This is a genomic window from Massilia sp. DJPM01 (assembly GCF_030348125.1).
In the GTDB taxonomy this organism is placed as follows: domain Bacteria; phylum Pseudomonadota; class Gammaproteobacteria; order Burkholderiales; family Burkholderiaceae_D; genus Telluria_A; species Telluria_A frigida.
The window spans coordinates 116345-133953 of sequence record NZ_JAQOZV010000006.1; the positions used below are offsets into that span (position 1 = coordinate 116345).

Annotated in this window: 16 protein-coding genes; 6 read left to right on the forward strand and 10 right to left on the reverse strand. The window is 65.7% G+C overall.

The window, feature by feature from the left end:
* Positions 1–54: 54 nt before the first annotated feature.
* Together PO883_RS06385 and PO883_RS06390 are read right to left on the reverse strand one after the other, a co-directional pair.
* Complete coding sequence (locus tag PO883_RS06385; RefSeq protein WP_289308994.1) at positions 55–456, reverse strand: hypothetical protein; 402 nt, start codon at positions 454–456, stop codon at positions 55–57.
* Entirely contained in the window at positions 453–1016 is a 564-nt protein-coding gene (locus tag PO883_RS06390; RefSeq protein ID WP_289308995.1) for a hypothetical protein, read from the reverse strand. The genes PO883_RS06385 and PO883_RS06390 overlap by 4 nt, the downstream gene beginning before the upstream one ends.
* A gap of 310 nt (positions 1017–1326) precedes the next feature.
* Here PO883_RS06390 and PO883_RS06395 point away from each other — a divergent pair, with 310 nt between their 5' ends.
* The 3 genes from PO883_RS06395 to PO883_RS06405 all read left to right on the forward strand — a co-directional run bounded on the left by PO883_RS06395 (position 1327) and on the right by PO883_RS06405 (position 4724).
* Entirely contained in the window at positions 1327–3246 is a 1920-nt protein-coding gene (locus PO883_RS06395) for a M61 family metallopeptidase (RefSeq protein ID WP_289308996.1), read from the forward strand.
* A gap of 130 nt (positions 3247–3376) precedes the next feature.
* A complete protein-coding gene (locus PO883_RS06400; RefSeq protein WP_289308997.1) occupies positions 3377–4354 on the forward strand; it encodes a sensor domain-containing diguanylate cyclase in 978 nt (325 codons plus the stop codon).
* Between the two features lie 19 nt (positions 4355–4373).
* A complete protein-coding gene (locus PO883_RS06405) occupies positions 4374–4724 on the forward strand; it encodes a hypothetical protein (protein ID WP_289308998.1) in 351 nt (116 codons plus the stop codon).
* A 219-nt stretch (positions 4725–4943) separates the two neighbouring features.
* Here the strand turns inward: PO883_RS06405 and PO883_RS06410 are convergent, their stop codons facing one another.
* The 6 genes from PO883_RS06410 to PO883_RS06435 all read right to left on the reverse strand — a co-directional run bounded on the left by PO883_RS06410 (position 4944) and on the right by PO883_RS06435 (position 9859).
* Positions 4944–5705 (reverse strand): S9 family peptidase, encoded by a 762-nt coding sequence (locus PO883_RS06410; protein ID WP_289308999.1) that lies wholly within the window; start codon positions 5703–5705, stop codon positions 4944–4946.
* Between the two features lie 65 nt (positions 5706–5770).
* Positions 5771–7258, reverse strand: coding sequence for a DNA polymerase Y family protein (locus tag PO883_RS06415; RefSeq protein WP_289309000.1), 1488 nt, complete (start codon positions 7256–7258; stop codon positions 5771–5773).
* Positions 7188–7895 (reverse strand): translesion DNA synthesis-associated protein ImuA, encoded by a 708-nt coding sequence (gene imuA, locus PO883_RS06420; protein ID WP_289309001.1) that lies wholly within the window; start codon positions 7893–7895, stop codon positions 7188–7190. Before imuA ends, PO883_RS06415 begins: the two co-directional genes overlap by 71 nt.
* A 171-nt stretch (positions 7896–8066) precedes the next feature.
* A complete protein-coding gene (locus tag PO883_RS06425) occupies positions 8067–8489 on the reverse strand; it encodes a hypothetical protein (RefSeq protein ID WP_289309002.1) in 423 nt (140 codons plus the stop codon).
* Positions 8490–8546: 57 nt separating this feature from the next.
* The gene (locus PO883_RS06430) at positions 8547–9743 is read right to left on the reverse strand and encodes a PHB depolymerase family esterase (protein WP_289309003.1); all 1197 of its coding nucleotides are present in this window, start codon (positions 9741–9743) and stop codon (positions 8547–8549) included.
* Positions 9737–9859 carry a hypothetical protein gene (locus tag PO883_RS06435; protein WP_289309004.1) on the reverse strand — a complete coding sequence of 41 codons (123 nt, stop codon included), beginning with the start codon at positions 9857–9859 and terminating at the stop codon, positions 9737–9739. The genes PO883_RS06430 and PO883_RS06435 overlap by 7 nt, the downstream gene beginning before the upstream one ends.
* Before the next feature lie 224 nt (positions 9860–10083).
* On the opposite strand from PO883_RS06435, the gene PO883_RS06440 reads away from it, so the two are divergent.
* Positions 10084–10581 carry a PRC-barrel domain-containing protein gene (locus PO883_RS06440; RefSeq protein WP_289309005.1) on the forward strand — a complete coding sequence of 166 codons (498 nt, stop codon included), beginning with the start codon at positions 10084–10086 and terminating at the stop codon, positions 10579–10581.
* A 294-nt stretch (positions 10582–10875) separates the two neighbouring features.
* Here the strand turns inward: PO883_RS06440 and hrpA are convergent, their stop codons facing one another.
* The gene (hrpA, locus tag PO883_RS06445) at positions 10876–15153 is read right to left on the reverse strand and encodes an ATP-dependent RNA helicase HrpA (protein WP_373890040.1); all 4278 of its coding nucleotides are present in this window, start codon (positions 15151–15153) and stop codon (positions 10876–10878) included.
* 383 nt (positions 15154–15536) lie between these two features.
* Here hrpA and argA point away from each other — a divergent pair, with 383 nt between their 5' ends.
* Together argA and PO883_RS06455 are read left to right on the forward strand one after the other, a co-directional pair.
* A complete protein-coding gene (gene argA, locus PO883_RS06450) occupies positions 15537–16847 on the forward strand; it encodes an amino-acid N-acetyltransferase (RefSeq protein WP_167088843.1) in 1311 nt (436 codons plus the stop codon).
* A gap of 35 nt (positions 16848–16882) precedes the next feature.
* Positions 16883–17155 carry an oxidative damage protection protein gene (locus tag PO883_RS06455; RefSeq protein WP_099875725.1) on the forward strand — a complete coding sequence of 91 codons (273 nt, stop codon included), beginning with the start codon at positions 16883–16885 and terminating at the stop codon, positions 17153–17155.
* Positions 17156–17215: 60 nt separating this feature from the next.
* On the opposite strand, the gene PO883_RS06460 is transcribed toward PO883_RS06455, so the two are convergent.
* Positions 17216–17557, reverse strand: coding sequence for a hypothetical protein (locus tag PO883_RS06460; protein WP_289309007.1), 342 nt, complete (start codon positions 17555–17557; stop codon positions 17216–17218).
* Between the last annotated feature and the right edge of the window lie 52 nt (positions 17558–17609).

A 17609-nucleotide genomic window follows, 5' to 3' on the forward strand; every position in this document is an offset into this window, starting at 1 on the left:
CGGACCTCCGTGGAGCATCCGTTGAATCCAATCTAATGGCGCCGGTAAGGGTTTTCAAGGCCTTGAAAAATACGATTTTTTGCCCAATGCACCAAAAAATATTTTGAAAATGTGGGCCTGAGGCAAAAACGATTCAGTGTCCGGACGCTGGCCGTGCACGGCCCCGGCGGGAAGCGGCAGCACTGCGGCAATAGCGATTGCCGTTGCAAGCGCTGCTGCAACTGGGGGGGGGGCTGATGCAGGCGCTGCGGCAACAGCGGCGCTCATGCAAGCGCTGCGGCGATAACGGTGGCTGATGCAAGCACTGCGGCACAGCGGTGGCTCATCCAAACGCTGCGGCGATAGCGATGGCTCCTGCAAGCGCTGCGGCGGTTGCGTCAGGGCGAGCGCATCGAACTCTCCGTCGCCACGGCGCATGCGGTTCAGCGCAAACAGCTGCGCGGCAACGGGCATCAATCAAAGGCGCAGTCTTCACCCATCTTGTCGGCCGCGCGGCGGTGGCGCTCGGCGCGCCGTTCGTACTGCTGCGCCGCCTGGACGTTCACGTGCTCCACCACCGCCAGCGCGCTGCGCAAGGCGTCCGACATGCAGCGCGCGGCGGCGGCCATGCTGTCGGCGGGCGTGGCCGGTTGCGGCTGTGCCTGCCGCGAGGCGCGCTCGATGCGGGCCCGCAATACCGACGCGCGCAGCCAGCCAGCATCCCCCGGGCGGCGGACGACGAGTTCGCGCCACGCATTGCGCCCATCCCCGGCGACGGCGAGCGTCAAGCCGCGTGGCGAGACGCTGCGGCCACGGTGGACGATGGCGTCACCGACCACCTCCGCATACTCGGTCCGGCCATCGAAACTCATGCGGATTTGGGTGGTATCCGGCAGGAACAGGCACTTCCACTGATACCCTTTTGCGCTGCCATCGGCCATGGTGCGCGACGCCCGCGCTTCCTCGGCCGCCAGCCAGGCATCGATGGCCATGCCCAAGGCCTGGTCGACGGAAACATTGCTGCCGGTGGCATGCAAATAGGCAACCAGCCGTGCCAGCGTGTGGTCTTTTGTTGGCGCTCCCCCGCAGGGGGAGCGCCGCGGATAGGCCCAGGAGCCGCCACACCCGTAACGATTTGCAACTCATTGCGCCCGCGCGCAAGGCGGTGATGGCGCTGCCGCTCACGCATCGGACGCAAAACATGCCGTATTGCGTGCCGCGCGATATTGCCCCGACCGTTGGCGAACCCGGTCGCGGCGGACACCGGGGAGGCAAGGCTTTCGGTAGAATCATGGTCGCCTGCGAATACCCGCAGACATTGCCGATCCTTACCGTATTGACACGCCCATGCCCTTTCCGCTTCGCCGCCTTCTTCCGTCCGCCATTCCTGCCGCCTGCGCGCTGACCCTGCTGGCCACGCTGGCCCTGCCGGCGCGCGCCGACGTGCCCGCCCCGCGCGACCTGCCCTACCCCGGCACCATCGTGCTCAAGGTCGACGCCACCAATGTCGGACAACAGATTTTCCGCATCCGCGCCACCATCCCGGCCGCGCCCGGTCCGCTGACCCTGCTGTATCCGCAGTGGGTCCCCGGCAACCACGGCCCCAGCGGACCGCTGAACCAGCTCGCCGGCCTGCGCCTGTCGGCCGGCGGCAAGCCGCTGGCGTGGACGCGTGATCCGGTCCAGGTGCATGCCTTCCACCTGAGCGTGCCCGAGGGCGCCACCGCGGTCGAGGCCGAATACCAGTTCCTGTCGCCGGTCGAGCCGGCCCAGGGCCGCGTCACGATGACCAGCGAAATGCTCGGCGTGCAATGGCAAGCCATGACCCTGTATCCGGCCGGCTACTTCAGCCGCCGCATTCCCGTACAAGCCTCGCTCAAGCTGCCCGATGGCTGGCAATACGGCACCGCGCTCGAAACCGCCGCGCGCCGGGGCGACGAAATCAGCTTCATGCCGCTCGACCTGGAAACGCTGATCGATTCGCCCGTGTTCGCGGGACGCCACTTCCGCCGCATCGACCTCGACCCCGGCGCCGCCGTGCCGGTGCACCTGAACATCGTGGCCGACAATCCGGAAAGCCTGGACGCCAAGCCGGAACAGATCGCCCCGCACCGCGCGCTGGTGCAGGAAGCCGCCAAGCTGTTCGCCTCCCGCCATTACAAGCATTACGATTTCCTGTTTGCCCTGTCCGACGACTTCGGCGGCATCGGGCGCGAGCATCACCAGTCGAGCGAGAACGGGGTCAAGCCCGGCTACTTCACCGACTGGGCCAAGAGCGAAGCGGGACGCGACCTGCTGCCGCACGAGTACGCCCACTCCTGGAACGGCAAGTTCCGCCGTCCGGCCGACCAGGATGTGCCGAACTTCAACGTGCCACTGCAAAACAGCCTGCTCTGGGTCTACGAAGGCCAGACCCAGTACTGGGGCAATGTGCTGGCGGCGCGCTCGGGACTGGTGTCGGCGGCCGGCATCCGCGACGCCATCGCCGCCTACGCGGCGCGCTACGACCATGTGCGGGGCCGCGCCTGGCGCAGCTTGCAGGACACCGTCAACGACCCGATCGTGCAGGCGCGCCGCGCGCTGGGCTGGAGCAACTGGCAACGCAGCGAAGATTATTACGTCGAAGGCATGCTGATCTGGCTGGACGTCGACACGCGCATCCGCGAACTGTCCGGCGAGCAGCGTTCGCTGGACGATTTCGCGCGCCTCTTTTACGGCATCGACAATGGCAGCGTCGGTCCCGCCTATTACCAGTTCGACGAGGTCGTGCGCACCCTGGCATCGGTGCAAGCGTTCGACTGGGCGCCCTTCCTGCGCGCCAAGCTCGACGGCAATGGCGCGGGCGCGCCGCTCGACGGCCTGGCCCGCGCGGGCTGGAAGCTGGTGTATACCGACACCCCCACCGAGCTCATCAAGAGCCAGGAAGAACGCAACAAGATGAGCGACTTCAGCTACTCGCTTGGTTTTTCCGTCAAGAACGATGGCACGATCGAGGGCATCGAATGGGATGGCGTGGGTTTCCGCGCCGGGCTGTCGGGCAATAGCAGCATCGTGGCCGTCAACAACCGTGCCTACAAGCCGGAACTGCTGAAAGCGGCCGTGAAGGCCGCGCGCGACGGCAAGTCTCCGCTCAGCTTGCTTGTCAAGAAAGGGAGCACTTTCCGCACCGTGGCACTCGATTACCAGGGCGGCTTGCGCTATCCGCGCCTGGAACGCATTCCCGGCAGCCTGGACCGGCTCGATGCCATCCTGCAAGCGCGGCGCTGATCCCGGTAGGCGGAAAACCACACTCCGGCGTGACGGCGCCAGTTTGTTTGCGGCATTGCTGTCCATGCCGGCAGACACTGGTATATTCTGGAGCATTGCCGTCAAGCACGGCCCACCTGAAGCCTCCGCAATGAGTACGAGCATCGAGGTAGCGCCGACCGAGGCGCAGGCAATCGCGCAGTTGTCGGAAGAAAACGCCTTGCTGCGCCAGGAGCTGGTGCGGCTGCGCGAATCCGACCGCACCTTCCGCGCGCTGCTCGACAATGCGCCCCTGCTGATCTCGGCCAAGGCGCTCGATGGCACCATTCTCATGGCCAACCGCCACTTCGAGGTCCTGGACGGCTACGATGCGGCCGCCTTCGTGGGCCGCAAGGTGTTCGACCTGTTCCCGCCGGATATTGCCGAGCAGTTATGGCGCAACGACCTGCGCGCCGCCGCCGAACGGAGCCCCATCCACGAAGAAGAAACCGTGTACCACCGCGACCGCTCCCCGCACACCTATGCCACGGTCAAGTTTCCCTTGTTCGACGAGAGTGGCGCCGTGATTGCCACCTGCGCGGTGTCGACCGACATCACGGACGTGCGGACGGCCCAGGCCGACAGCCTGAACGACGAATTGACGGGGCTCAAGAACCGGCGCTATTTCAATATGCGTTTCGTGGAAGAGCAGCGGCGCGCGCAGCGCGATCAACGCCTGCTGACCTTGCTGCTGGCCGACGTCGACCGTTTCAAGGGGTACAACGACACGCACGGCCATCCGCAGGGCGACGTGGTGCTGGCCGCCGTGGCGCAGGCGATCCGGCACACCCTGACCCGGCCGGGCGACCTGGCGTTCCGCCTCGGCGGCGATGAATTCGCCTGCCTGTTTACCGCCAACACCGAAGAGGAAAGCGTGGAGCTGGCCGAGCGTATCCGCGCGGCGCTGGCAGCCGAGGCCATCCCCCACCTGGCCAACGATCCGTATGGCACGGTGACCTTGTCGATCGGGCTGGCATTCCTGTATCCGCACGATGCCGACGATGTCCTTGCGCAAGGTGCGGCCTACGAGCGGGGCGACCAGGCGCTGTACCGGGCCAAGCACAAGGGGCGCAATACCGTGTCGCGCTGATGGTGCTATGCTGCGCCTTATGACTACCGATACCGACATCCAGCTGAGCGGCCCGTTCAAGGCCAGCGACAGCAGCAGCCATTCCCACGACGTCAAGGCGATCCGCATTTTCGACGAGGGATACGGGATTATTGACGTGTACGTGGACTTCGCCGCGCCGATCGAAGGTGGGCTGTACAAGGACAAGGTCCTCGTCGGCAACATCATCGACCGCCTGCGCGCGCTGGGCTACGTGGGGCCGAACTTTGCGCACAGCGACCCGGGCCTGCAAGAGCGCAAGCTGATCGTACTGGAAGCGCCCGAGGAATTCAGCGCCTTCGCCAAGCTCAAGGGCTGGAAGAACCTGGCCGAAGAATTCGACGACGAATAAAGCACGTCCCCCTCCGACAACCTTGCCGCGCCGCTTGAAACAGGGCGCGCGCCGTGCTGCATGCCCCTTGACTTCCAAGCCGTCCTGCCCGCGCAGGGCTCGGCGCCCCGCAGCAATCCAAGTTAACGATCTCGAGCAACGATGTCTTGAATGTACGCCGTGGCGCGCATTCCCGCGAACCCTGCTTCGCTCGCAGCCGGCAGCGGCATCGCTCTCCTCCTACGCGCTCACATAGCGCGCGCTCCACGCCGCAATCATCCCCGCCACCCATACCGCATCGTCCCTGCTCGTGAGCAAATGATCGGCATCGTCGAGCGACACGAAACTCTTGGGATGCTTGGCCGCCTGGAAAATATGCAGCGCATTTTCAATCCCGACCGTGCAATCCTGCGGCGCATGCATGACCATCAAGGGGCGCTTGAGCTGGCTCGTGCTGGCGTTCAGATTCTGCTCGGCGGCATCGCGCAAGAACTGGCGCTTGATGGTAAACGGCCGCCCGGCCAGTTGCACCAGGGCCTCGCCATCGGCTTCGATCAGCCCGAGCTGGTCCCGGAACAGGCCGCTGACATGCGCGGGATCGCTGGGCGCACCGATGGTCACGACGGCGCGCACCTCGTCGATGCTGGCGGCGGCGGCCAGCACGGCGGCGCCACCCAGGCTGTGTCCGATGAGGATCTCGGGCGCCTTGAGCGCGCCGCGCATGAAAGCGGCGGCAGCCACCAGATCCTGCACATTCGATGAAAAATTGGTATTCGCAAAATCGCCTTCGCTCGCGCCCAGCCCCGTGAAATCGAAGCGCAGCACCGCGATGCCGTGCTCGGTGAGGGCCTGGGCAATGCGGCTGGCCGCAAATACGTCCTTGCCACAGGTGAAACAATGGGCAAACAGCGCGTACGCGTGCGCCGCACCGTCGGGCGCGTCCAGCCGGGCCGCCAGGGTGTGGCCATCGGCGCCGGTAAACGCTTGTTTTTCGCTGTACATGCGCCCTCCTCGTCCATAAAGAATTCAGGCATCTTACCCCGGCGGCGTTACCGCTGCCGCTTGCCTCAACCGAACAAGCCATGCAGGAACCAGCGCGGCGCGCTATCGCCATCGGCGCCGGCGATGCGCTCGCGGTAGACCCAGTAATGGGCATGATCCTGCCCTTGCGCAATGAAGTAATCGCGCGCCTGCGACTGGCTCCACCAGCCCGCCTCGATCCGCTCGGGGGTCGAGGCCATGCGCAGGGGCGAGCCGTAAAACGGCCGGTGATCGCGCATCAGCAGCGCCACCGGCTTGGCCAGCAGCCAGGCCGGGCGCGGCAGGCTGAGCAAGTCCGGCGGCAATTGCGGCTGCGTCTGCTGCTGCGCCGTGCGCCGCGTGCGCTGCACCGGCACCCAGCGGTTGGCCAGCTCGGGCCGGTAATCGGCACGCGGGGCCGCCTGCAGCACATTCTCGGGACCGAGGCGTGCCACCAGCAGTTCGAGCATGCGCCACTGGTCCTGCTCGCTGCCGCCGGGTTCGGGAAACAGCGACTCGCTCGGCATGGCCATGGCCTGCACCTCGGGCGCTTCGAGCACCAGGCCGATCACATGCGCTTCCAGGCTCAGGCTACCCAGGCGCTCGCGCAGCAGGCGCACCAGATGCTCATCGCGCCAGGTCGGCTCGGCCAGGATGATGTCGAGCACGGTGGGCGGGCGCGCCACCCTGCCGCGCTCGTGTTCGAGCAGCAGCACGATGCGCCCCACCGCCAGCTGGTGCGCGCACAGCCAGCCCGTCATTTGCAGCAGCAGGCTGTGGGCGCCGGCCAGCAGGGCATCGGCCTGCTCGACCCGGTCGAACAATTCCAGCCGGGCCTGGAAGGTGGTGGGCGCGGCGATCCAGTCGAACAGCTCGGCCGTCATGCCGTAGGCGGCATCGAGCACGCCCAGCAAGGCGCCGCCGCAGCGGCGCTGCAAGCCCGGCCGCGGCAGGCGCCGCAGCTGGCCCAGCGACAGGCAGCCGATGCCCTCGAGCCAGGCGGCAAACGGGCGCGCCGGCAGCGGCAAGGCGGCCGGCAGAAGGTCGAGGCGGCGTTTCAGCGATGCCATGCCGAGCGCGTGGCCGCTGCCGCCGCGCGCCAGCAGCCAGGCCCCGCGCGCCGTCGGCGCGCAGCGGAGACAGGCGCTGAAGCCAAGCGCGCGCACGCTGGCGCGGATGCGCCGGCACAGCGCGCGCACCCCGCCGAACAGGCGCAGGCTGGCCCCCACGTCCATCAGCAAGCTCGCTTCCTCGGCCAGGGTGACCTGGGGCGTGTATTGCAGCAGCGCCATGGCCAGCGCCTGCATGGCCGCCGCCTCGCGCGCGGGCTCGCGCTCGTGCAGGCGCGCCGCCGGCAGCAGCATCAGCACGCCGCCACGGCGCATGCCCTCGCGCACCCCGCCCGCCCGTGCCAGCGGCGAGGCGGCCAGCACGCGCCCGTGTTCCAGCACCACGCTGGCGGCGTCAGCCGACCAGTGCGGGCTGAATACGTCGAGCGGGAGCCGGGGCAGGTAAAGGCCGATCCAGAGTCGCATGGCGTTGCAGTAAAGAAGGAGTCAGGGGCAGGAACAGCGGCGCGTCGCGCTGCGGTCCCCGGCGTTTGACGAAACCGATATCGAGCCCACCGGGGGCCGGACGCAGGCTCAGGCGCAGCGGCGCCGGCGACGCATCCTGGGCCACCGCGAGCGGGCGCAGCAGGAAAAACAGGGCTTCGCCGCACTGGGCCGCCAGGTGCAGGCGGCGCAGCGCATCGGGACGCGCATGGCTGGCCCAGAACAGCAGCGCACCGCAACTACCGCTGCGCAACACTTGCTCGGCCGCCCACAAGGCATCGGCATTGCGCGCGCTGCGCACCCAGATCATCTGCGAAGGGGGCAGCCCGAGCGCAGCCAGCGCCAGCGCCTGGGGTGGATGGGGTGGCTGCAGCAGCACGATGCGGCGCTCGGCCACCCTGGCCAGGGCCGGGCGCAGCAGGCGCAATTCGCCGATGCCGCTTTGCTGCAGCAGCAGTTCGACCAGGCAGCCGCTGGGCCAGCCGCCGCCGGGCAACTGGGGCGACAGGGTGGGATGGCCGCTGTCGACACAGCGCGTGCCGGCATGGGCCAGCTGGGAAGCGCGCCACAGGGCGGGATGCAAGGTCTCGGGCGCGGCAAGGAAATCAGGGGAGCTCATGGTCAGATCAACAAAAAATACTGTATGTTTATACAGTACTCTGTCACTACCAATTTGGCAAGGCCTATCGTGCGTACCAGCGTCCTCCTACAACCGGGGTCAAAGCTCTAATTAGCAATTTTTCGCTGCAACCGGGGTCAGACCTCTGATTAGAAATTTTTCTGAGAGACATCATCTCCTTAGCAGCCATGCCCGCAAGGCCCCGGGCAAGGACATGAGGGTCATGACCACTGCACCAAGCGTGAACATGCCACCGATCGGGCCAGGCTGGCATGACGCTATTTCTGCCTTAAAAGGATTTTGCCAGCCGCAATCGATCGCGATAAACAGGATGGACGACAGCGAACCGAGAAAAAACATCCCCAGCCAGAATATCCAGCTATCGATATCCAGCTCGACGGCGCCTTTTCCAATCCAGTAATACAGCGCCATCGGCACCGTCGCGGCGCAACAGAATACCGACCTCCCCACTATATGCTCGGACTCGGGCAGGAACGTAAAAATCAAGGCAACAATCAACCCGCAGAGCGCCACCAATCCGACGCCGGTCGCGAAAACATTTTTCTTGTCTAGATTTGCATACCAGTGGCGCATGGATGGATTCCGGCAGGGATGAATAGGTGCGCATCATTGCCCAGAAACAAACCAAGGTCAACGCCGGTGCTTGCCGAAAAAATCGACCAGCATCTTGCTGGCATCCGGCCCTGCCGCCGAATTGAACGACAGGCGCGCGTCGCCCCCGCTCCAGGCATGCTGCAGCTGGGCGATCTGGGCCACGCGCAGCATCAGCTTGCGTCCGCGATACACATCGTGCAGCTGGTGCGGCAAGCCGCTGCGCCCGCCCGCCTTGTGCGCCACCCGCACCGGCGTCGCCGCCGGCAAATCATTGAGCAGCATCGCCTGGCGCCGCAAGTGCACCTGGTTAACCGGCCGCACCACCCGGTCGTCGTCGCCCTGGATCAGGATGGTCGGCATGGATGGAAAGCCCGGGCGCCGTTCGAGCACCTCGGCGATGGCGCTGTCGACCCGCGCGCCATTGCCATGTTGCATGACCCCGAGCGCCCCGACCGTGCTGTGCCCCGCGCCATACAGGGGCCCGGAATGCAGCCCGAGCCCGGCGAACAGCTCCGGATGGTTGAGCGCGACGATATTGGCCATGCCCGCTCCCGCCGACATCCCGCAGATAAACACCCGCGAGCGGTCCAGGCCGTACGCGGCCAGCACCTGGCCGATCATGCCGACAATCACCGGCACATCGCCGCCGCCCTGCTGGGTAGCGCGGTCATACCATTTCCAGCAACGGCGCGGATGGGCAGCGAGCGATTGTTGCGGGTACAGCACGGCATAGCCGGCTTTTTGCGCCATCTGGTTCATGCGCGTGCCCTGGGCAAACTGGGTGGCGCTCTGCTCGCAGCCGTGCAGCATGACGATCAGCGGCCAGCCCGAGAGCGGCGGCGCGCCATCGGGCAGATACAGCCAGTAACTCATCGGGCGCAGCACTTGTCCGCTCTGGCCAGCGTAGCGCGCAGTGAGCCACTTGCCCGGCGCTGGCGCGTCTTTCAGCAAAGCTGCCGGCGCGGCGCGCGGCGCTGGTTTGGGTTTCGGCGTGGATGCGGCCGTGGCGGCGGGTCTGGGTTTCGGCGCGGGTTTGGGCGCGCTTGTGGCAACGGGTCTGGGTTTCTGCGCGGGCGTGGACGCGCTTGTGGAGGCGGGTTTCGGTTGGGCGCGCGCTTTGGGCGCGGGCTTGGGCGGCGCGAACAGGGCCGTGAGCAGGCGCGCGGCCGAGCGTTGCTGTTTTTTCCCCACGCGCATCAGGCTGCGCAGCAAGGGGGCGCTCGACTTTACCATCGCAAACGCACCATCACGCGCTGGTGCAGGCGGGCCCACAGGAGGGCGGCGGACGCGCGGGTGGGAATCGGTTTGCCGAGCGGGCCGGCGTGATTGCAGCGTGCGGTGACGAACATGGTGACGGGCTCCTTTCAACCAGCATAGCGTGGACCCATGGCGCTGCTCCGTGCGTTGCGCCGCTTAGCGGGTCCGATGAACAAAAAAGCAACATCGGTGGGAGACGCGTGCGGGCCGACACCATTGAGGCATATCAAAGAACGGCTTGCGCAAAAACCTAGTCTGTTTGCATAAGGACTGCGGCCGGCGAGGTCCGCATACCCAAAAACACCAGGAGAACGAGATGAATTACACAGAGCGCGACAAATATGGCATGTACAAAGGCAGCGCCGGTCCGGGCCCTGCCCTGATGGGCGCCGATACCCTGATCGGCGACAACGTGGTCAATGCCCAGGAAGACGATCTGGGCGAGATCAAGGAAATCATGCTCGACATGCGCAGCGGGCAAGTCGCGTATGCGGTGCTGGCCTTCGGCGGCATGCTGGGGCTGGGCGAAAAACTGTTTGCGGTGCCGTGGCAAGCGTTGCACCTCGACACCGTCAACAAGCGCTTCGTGCTCAATGTGGAGAAGGAGCGCCTGAAAAACGCGCCCGGCTTCGATCCCGATGCCTGGCCGGACATGAGCGATGTCGGCTGGGCCAACCAGATACACGGGTTTTACGGCATCGACAACAGCACCGGCGGCGGCATGGGTACGGCCACGCAGTCCGGCATGAGCGGCGCAGGCACGAGCACGATGAGCGGCAGCTCGGGCACGAGCGGCATGGGTGCCGGACTATGAAGCGTGCTTGACGAATAAGCGCTGACGGCGCGGGCGCCAGTGCGGCGCCCGCGCGCGCACCCGTGCGACACGCGCGGATAGCCGGGCACGCCAGCCAAAAGTGTCCACGCGTGGCGCCCTGCGGCTTCCGTACGTCTGAGCCTCAACCTGGATAAGACGCATGCCTGTGGCTTCCGCATGCCTGTGGCTTCCGCATGCCTGTGGCTTCCGCACGCCTGTGGCTTCCGCACGCCTGTGGCTTCCGCACGCCTGTGGCTTCCGCATGCCTGTGTCTTCCGCACGCCTGCGCCTGGATCAGCGCTGCATCGACTCCCACACCTTTTGCAGGCGCTTGGCCGACACCGGCATTGGCGTGCGCAATTCCTGCGCATACAGCGACACGCGCAGTTCTTCGAGCATCCAGCGGAACTCCACCATCTTGGGATCGGTGTTCTTCCCCGCCAGACGGTCGCGCGCGGCGCGCATGAAGTGGCTGGCGGACTGGGTCCACTCGGCCATCAACTTGGCGTCGCGTGCGGGATCGGCACGCAGTTTTTCGAGCCGCACATTAATCGCCTTGAGATAGCGCGGGAAATGCGCCAGCTGGGCGTAATCGTTATCGATCAGGAAGCGCTTGTGCACCAGCCCCTGCAACTGCGACTGCATGTCGGCCGCGGCCTGCGCCTGCACGCCTTGCAGCTTCTTGGGCAAGCCATGGAACTCGGTCAACACCTGCGACACCAGGCGTGCAATCTCGTTCACCAGCAAGGTCAGGCGTGACTTGCCTTCGTCCTTGCGCTTGTTGAACGAGGCCGCGTCGGTCGGCAGCGGATCTTGCAGGCAGGCGATATCGATCGCTTTCTGGATAATCTGGTCGCGCAACTCTTCCTGCGAGCCCATCGCCATGAACTGCATGCCCATCTGCTGCAGACCAGGAATGTTCTTCTCAACAAACTTGATCTGCTCCTTGAACTGCAACGCAAACAGGCGGCGCAGGCCGATGCGGTGGGTCGCGGTAGCCACGGTCGGGTCGTCGAACACTTCCAGGTCGCAGTGGGTCTGCTTGTCGACCAGCGCCGGAAAGCCGATCAGGGTCAGCTTGCCTTGCACGATTTCCAGCAGCTCCGGCAATTCGCCGAAGGTCCACGAGGTCAGGCCGGTGTGCTGGCTGACCTTGGGCGCATTCGCCTGCGAGGCCGAGGCCGAACCTGCCGCCGATGACGCCGGCGCAGCCGCCGAAACGCTCGTGGCCGTCGCCTGCACCTTGCCCGGCGCCGCCGGAATCGACACTTCCGCCAGCTTCTGGAAGCTCTGGCGCGCCTGCCCGCCAAATTCAGCCTGCAAGGTCGCCAGATTGCGTCCCATGTCGAGCTGGCGTCCGTGCTCGTCGATCACCTTGAAATTCATGAAGTGATGCGCCGGCAGCGTTTCGGGCTTGAAGTCGGTCGTCATCACCATCAGGCTCGTTTGCGAGCGGATATCGGCGATGATCGCGTCGATCAGGTCACCGCGCCCGAACTTGCCCGCCTCGTGCACGCGTTCGCAAAAGCGCGCCGCGTAATCGGGCAGCGGCACGCAATGGCGGCGCAGCTTCTGCGGCAGCGATTTCAACAGCAGATGCACCTTCTCCTTGAGCATGCCCGGCACCAGCCAGTCGGCGCGCTCGCGCGGCAACTGGTTCAGCGCAAACAGCGGCACCGCCAGCGTGACCCCGTCGCGCAGGCTGCCCGGCTCGAAGTGGTAGGTGAGCTGCATCTCGATGCCGGTCACCGACATCATTTTCGGGAACAACTCGGTGGTTACCCCGGCCGCCTCGTGGCGCATCAATTCGTCGCGGTTCAGGAACAGCAGCTTGGGTTCCTTGAAGGTCGCGTCCTTGTGCCACTTCTCGAAGCCCGCACCGTTGACCACATCGGTCGGAATGAGCTTGTCGTAGAACGCGGCGATCAAATGGTCGTCGACCAGCACGTCGAGACGGCGCGACTTGTGCTCGAGGTTTTCGATCTCTTTGATCAGCTTGTGGTTATGCGCGAAAAACGGCGCGCGCGTATCGTAGTCGCCCGCCACCAGCGCATCGCGAATGAAGATCTCGCGCGCTTCGGCCGGATTGAACTGGCCGTAGTTGATGCGGCGCTGGCTGTAGATCACCAGCCCGTGCAAGGTCGCGCGTTCGGACGCGGTGACCTGCGCGGCGCGCTTTTCCCAGCGCGGCTCGCCCCACGATTTTTTCAGCAGGTGGCTACCCACCCGCTCGATCCATTCGGGCGCGATGTTGGCCACGCAACGCGCGTACAGGCGCGTGGTCTCCACCAGTTCGGCCGCCATGATCCACTTGCCCGGCTTTTTGGTCAGCGAAGAACCCGGCCACACGTGGTACTTGATGCCGCGCGCGCCCAGGTAGCCGGCACCAGGTTCATCCTCGGACTTGAAGCCGATATTCCCAAGCAGGCCGGTAAGCAGGGCCGTATGCAGGTTTTCGTAGGTGGCCGGCAGCTCGTTCATGCGCCAGCCCTGCTCCTTGACGATGGTGAGCAGCTGCGAATGCACGTCGCGCCATTCGCGCAGGCGCACCTGCGAGAGGAAATTGGTGCGGCAGGTTTCCATCAGCTGGCGGTTGGTTTTCTTGTGCTCGATGGCCCCTTCGAACCACGTCCAGATCTTGATATAGGTGAGGAATTCGGACTTCTCGTCAGCGAACTTCTTGTGCGCCTCGTCGGCCGCCTGCTGGTGCTCCATCGGCCGGTCGCGCGGGTCCTGCACCGACAGCGCCGAGGCGATGATCAGCATCTCGGTCAGGCAGGCGTTTTCCAGCGCGGCCAGGATCATGCGTCCAACGCGCGGGTCGAGCGGCAGCTTGGCCAGCTTGTGGCCGAGCGGGGTCAGGTCGTTCGATTCGTCGACCGCGCCCACTTCCTGCAACAGCTGGTAGCCGTCGGCGATGGCGCGCCCCTGCGGCGGCTCGATGAACGGGAAGGTCTCCACATCGGTCAGGTGCAGGGACTTCATGCGCAGGATGACCGCCGCCAGCGACGAGCGCAGGATTTCCGGCTCGGTGAACTTGGGGCGCTGAAGGTAATCGTTTTCTTCGTACAGGCGGATGCAGACGCCGTCGGCGACCCGGCCGCAGCGGCCGGCGCGCTGGTTGGCGGCCGACTGCGCGATCGGCTCCACCTGCAATTGCTCGACCTTGTTGCGGAAGCTGTAGCGCTTCACGCGCGCCAGGCCCGCGTCGACCACGTAGCGGATGCCCGGCACCGTCAGCGAGGTTTCGGCCACGTTGGTGGCCAACACGATGCGGCGCGCGTTGGTGATCTTGAAGACCTTTTCCTGCTCCTCGACCGACAGGCGGGCAAACAGCGGCAGGATTTCCACGTGCGGCGGATGGTGCTTGCGCAGCGCCTCGGCGCAATCGCGGATCTCGCGCTCGCCCGGCAGGAACACCAGCACGTCGCCCGAGCCGATGCGGCACAACTCGTCGACGCCATCGACCACCGCATCCATCAGGTCGCGCTTGTCGCGCGCGGCCTGCGCCTTCGGCATCGGCTTGCCCGCCGCTGGCGGCGGCGTCAGCGCCACCGGATCGCGGTCGACCGGGCGATAGCGCACTTCCACCTTGTACAGGCGGCCCGACACTTCGATCACCGGCGCCAGCTTGTCGCCGTTGGCGAAATGGCGCGCGAAACGGTCGGCATCGATCGTCGCCGAGGTGATGATCACTTTCAGATCGGGACGGCGCGGCAGCAACTGCTTGAGGTAACCAAGCAGGAAGTCGATGTTCAGGCTGCGCTCGTGCGCTTCATCGATGATGATCGTGTCGTAGTTTTTGAGCAGCGGATCGGTCTGCGTTTCGGCCAGCAGAATCCCGTCGGTCATCAGCTTGACCGAGGCGCCCGGCTGCAAGGTGTCGGTAAAGCGCACCTTGAACCCCACGTGCACGCCCAGCGGCGTGCCCAGTTCCTGCGCGATGCGCTTGGCGGTGGACGACGCGGCGATCCGGCGCGGCTGGGTGTGGCCGATCAGGCCCTTCTGGCCGCGTCCCAGTTCCAGGCAAATCTTGGGCAGCTGGGTGGTCTTGCCGGAACCGGTTTCGCCGGAGACGATGATGACCTGGTTCTCCAGCAGCGCCTTGGCGATGTCCTGGCGGCGCCCGGAGACCGGCAAGTCCTCGGGAAAGGTAATCGGCGGCAGTGGCGTGCGAAACACCTCGCGCGGCGCACGCGCCGGACGTTCACCGGCAACCTGGCCCTCACGCGGGGCACGCTCACCGACAGCCTGGCCGTCGCGCGGCGCACGTTCACTTGCCGGCTGGCCTTCACGCGGTGGACGCGGCGCGCGCGCCGGACGTTCACCTGCTGGCTGACCTTCACGCGGCGCACGCTCACCATCCGGCTGGCCTTCACGCGGTGGACGCGGGGTACGCGCCGGACGTTCGCCGGCTGGTTGTCCTTCGCGCGGGGCACGTTCACCTGCCGGCTGGCCTTCACGCGGTGGACGCGGGGTACGCGCCGGACGTTCGCCGGCGGGTTGTCCTTCGCGCGGGGCACGTTCACCTGCCGGCTGGCCTTCACGCGGTGGACGCGGGGCACGCGCCACACGTTCGCCGGCTGGCTGGCCTTCGCGCGGCGCACGTTCACCTGCCGCTTGGCCTTCACGCGGTGGACGCGGGGCACGCGCCGCACGTTCGCCGGCTGGCTGGCCTTCGCGCGGGGCACGATCACCCGGGGCACGCTCGCCCGCCGCCTGACCTTCCCTTGGTGGACGCGGCCCGGCGCCCGGGCGCTCGCCCTCCCCCGGCTGGCGCGGCGCGCGCGGCTGGTGGGATTGAGACCCACGCGTCACGGGTTGACCCGGATCGCTGGCATTGCGGGGCGTGGCGACAGGTGGCGACGGCGGTGTGGAAGGCTTGTTACTCTGTTCTGACATTGTTTTTACATGAATTTAGCGCGCAAGTCGCGCAGCGAATTATAATGCGCCAAATGGAAACCCCTAACCAATTCGTCCAATGGCTGCGCTCAGTCGCGCCGTACATCCACGCCTTCCGTGGCAAGACCTTCGTGGTCGCCTTTCCGGGTGAACTCGTCACCGCCGGCGCGCTGCCGGTGCTGGCCCAGGATTTGTCGCTGCTGGTGGCGCTCGATATCCGGGTCGTGATCGTGCACGGCTCGCGGCCCCAGGTCGCCGAGCAGCTCGCGCTAAGGAACGTCGAAGGCCGTTTTCACAACGGCATCCGCATCACCGACACCGCCGCCCTCGAATGCGCGAAAGAAGCGGCCGGCGAACTGCGCCTCGACATCGAGGCCGCCTTCAGCCAGGGCTTGCCCAACACGCCGATGGCGCACGCCGCGATCCGCATCATCTCGGGTAACTTCGTCACCGCCCGTCCGCTTGGCGTGATCGATGGCGTCGACCTTGAACTGACCGGCATGCCGCGCAAGATCGCCGCCGAAACCATCCACGCGATCCTGGCCACCGACAGCCCGGTGCTGCTCTCGCCGCTGGGCTTCTCGCCGACCGGCGAAGCGTTCAACCTGACCATGGAAGACGTGGCCGTGTCGGCCGCGATCGCCCTGCACGCCGACAAACTCGTGTTCATCACCGAAACCCCGATGATGCTCGATGAAGGCGGCGCCGAAATCCGCGAACTGTCCTCGCACCAGGCCGAAGCCGTGCTGCAGGCGGGCTTCTTGCCGGCCGACGCCGCGTTCTACCTGCAGCACGCCATCAAGGCCTGCAACAGCGGCGTGCCACGCGCCCACATCGTGCCGTTCGAGATGGATGGCTCGGCCCTGCTCGAACTGTTCACCCACGATGGCGTGGGCACCATGATCAGCCACGAAAACCTGGAAAGCCTGCGCCGCGCCACCATTGAAGACGTGGGCGGCATCATCAAGCTGATCGAGCCGCTGGAAGCGGACGGCACGCTGGTCAAGCGCGGGCGCGAACTGATCGAACGCGAAATCGACCAGTTTTCCGTGATCGAGCACGATGGCGTGATCTTCGGCTGCGCCGCCCTGTATCCGTTCCCGGAATCGAAAATGGGCGAAATGGCCTGCCTGACCGTGAACCCGGAAGTGCAGGCCCAGGGCGACGGCGAGCGTATCCTCAAGCACGTGGAAAACCGCGCCCGCGCGGCTGGCCTCAAGCAGCTGTTCGTGCTCACCACGCGCACCTCGCACTGGTTCCAGAAGCGCGGCTTCAAGCCGGCCACGGTCGACGCCCTGCCCAAGGACCGCCAGCATATGTATAACTGGCAGCGCAAATCCCAAGTGCTGATTAAGTCTTTATAATCACGCCTTTACACTTATCCGCTTGAGGAGTACACATGGCCCGTACCGTCCATTGCATCAAACTGAACAAGGAAGCCGAAGGACTCGACTTCCCACCTTACCCGGGCGAACTGGGCAAGAAAATCTGGGAATCGGTGTCGAAGGAAGCCTGGGCGGCATGGCTCAAGCACCAGACCATGCTGGTCAATGAAAACCGCCTGAACCTGGCCGACCAGCGCGCGCGCAAATACCTGGCCACGCAGATGGAAAAGCATTTCTTCGGCGACGGCGCCGACGCTGCCCAAGGCTACGTACCACCGGCCGACTGAGCGCGCCAGCATCACGGCGCTGCCCCGCTGGGACAGCGCCATTCCTGCCTTATTTCCGCTTCAGATCTGCTTACACTGGCGCAATTCGCACTTGGCCTGGAAAATGGTCCGGTTATTGCACACCATGCGGTACACCTCGACCGGGCCCGGCGGCGTCATCAGGCCGGCACCCACGCCACCCGTACAACCCTGCTTCTTGGCCATGTTTTCCACCGTCACCGACGAAACGCCCGGGCGGAACGGCACATGCGCAATCGGCTGGCCCTTGGCGTCAAGCGCTGGCGCTTGCACCGGCGCCGCCATCTTCACGGGCGCGGGCCGCGCCGCGACTTTTTGTTTCCTGCCCGACGAACAGCCGCCCAGCACCGCCACACACATCACCGCCAAAAGCAATCGCTTCATGTTATCCCCGTCGTTGAACTACTTCTTTAACATCATGTCTGATCGATTTCTT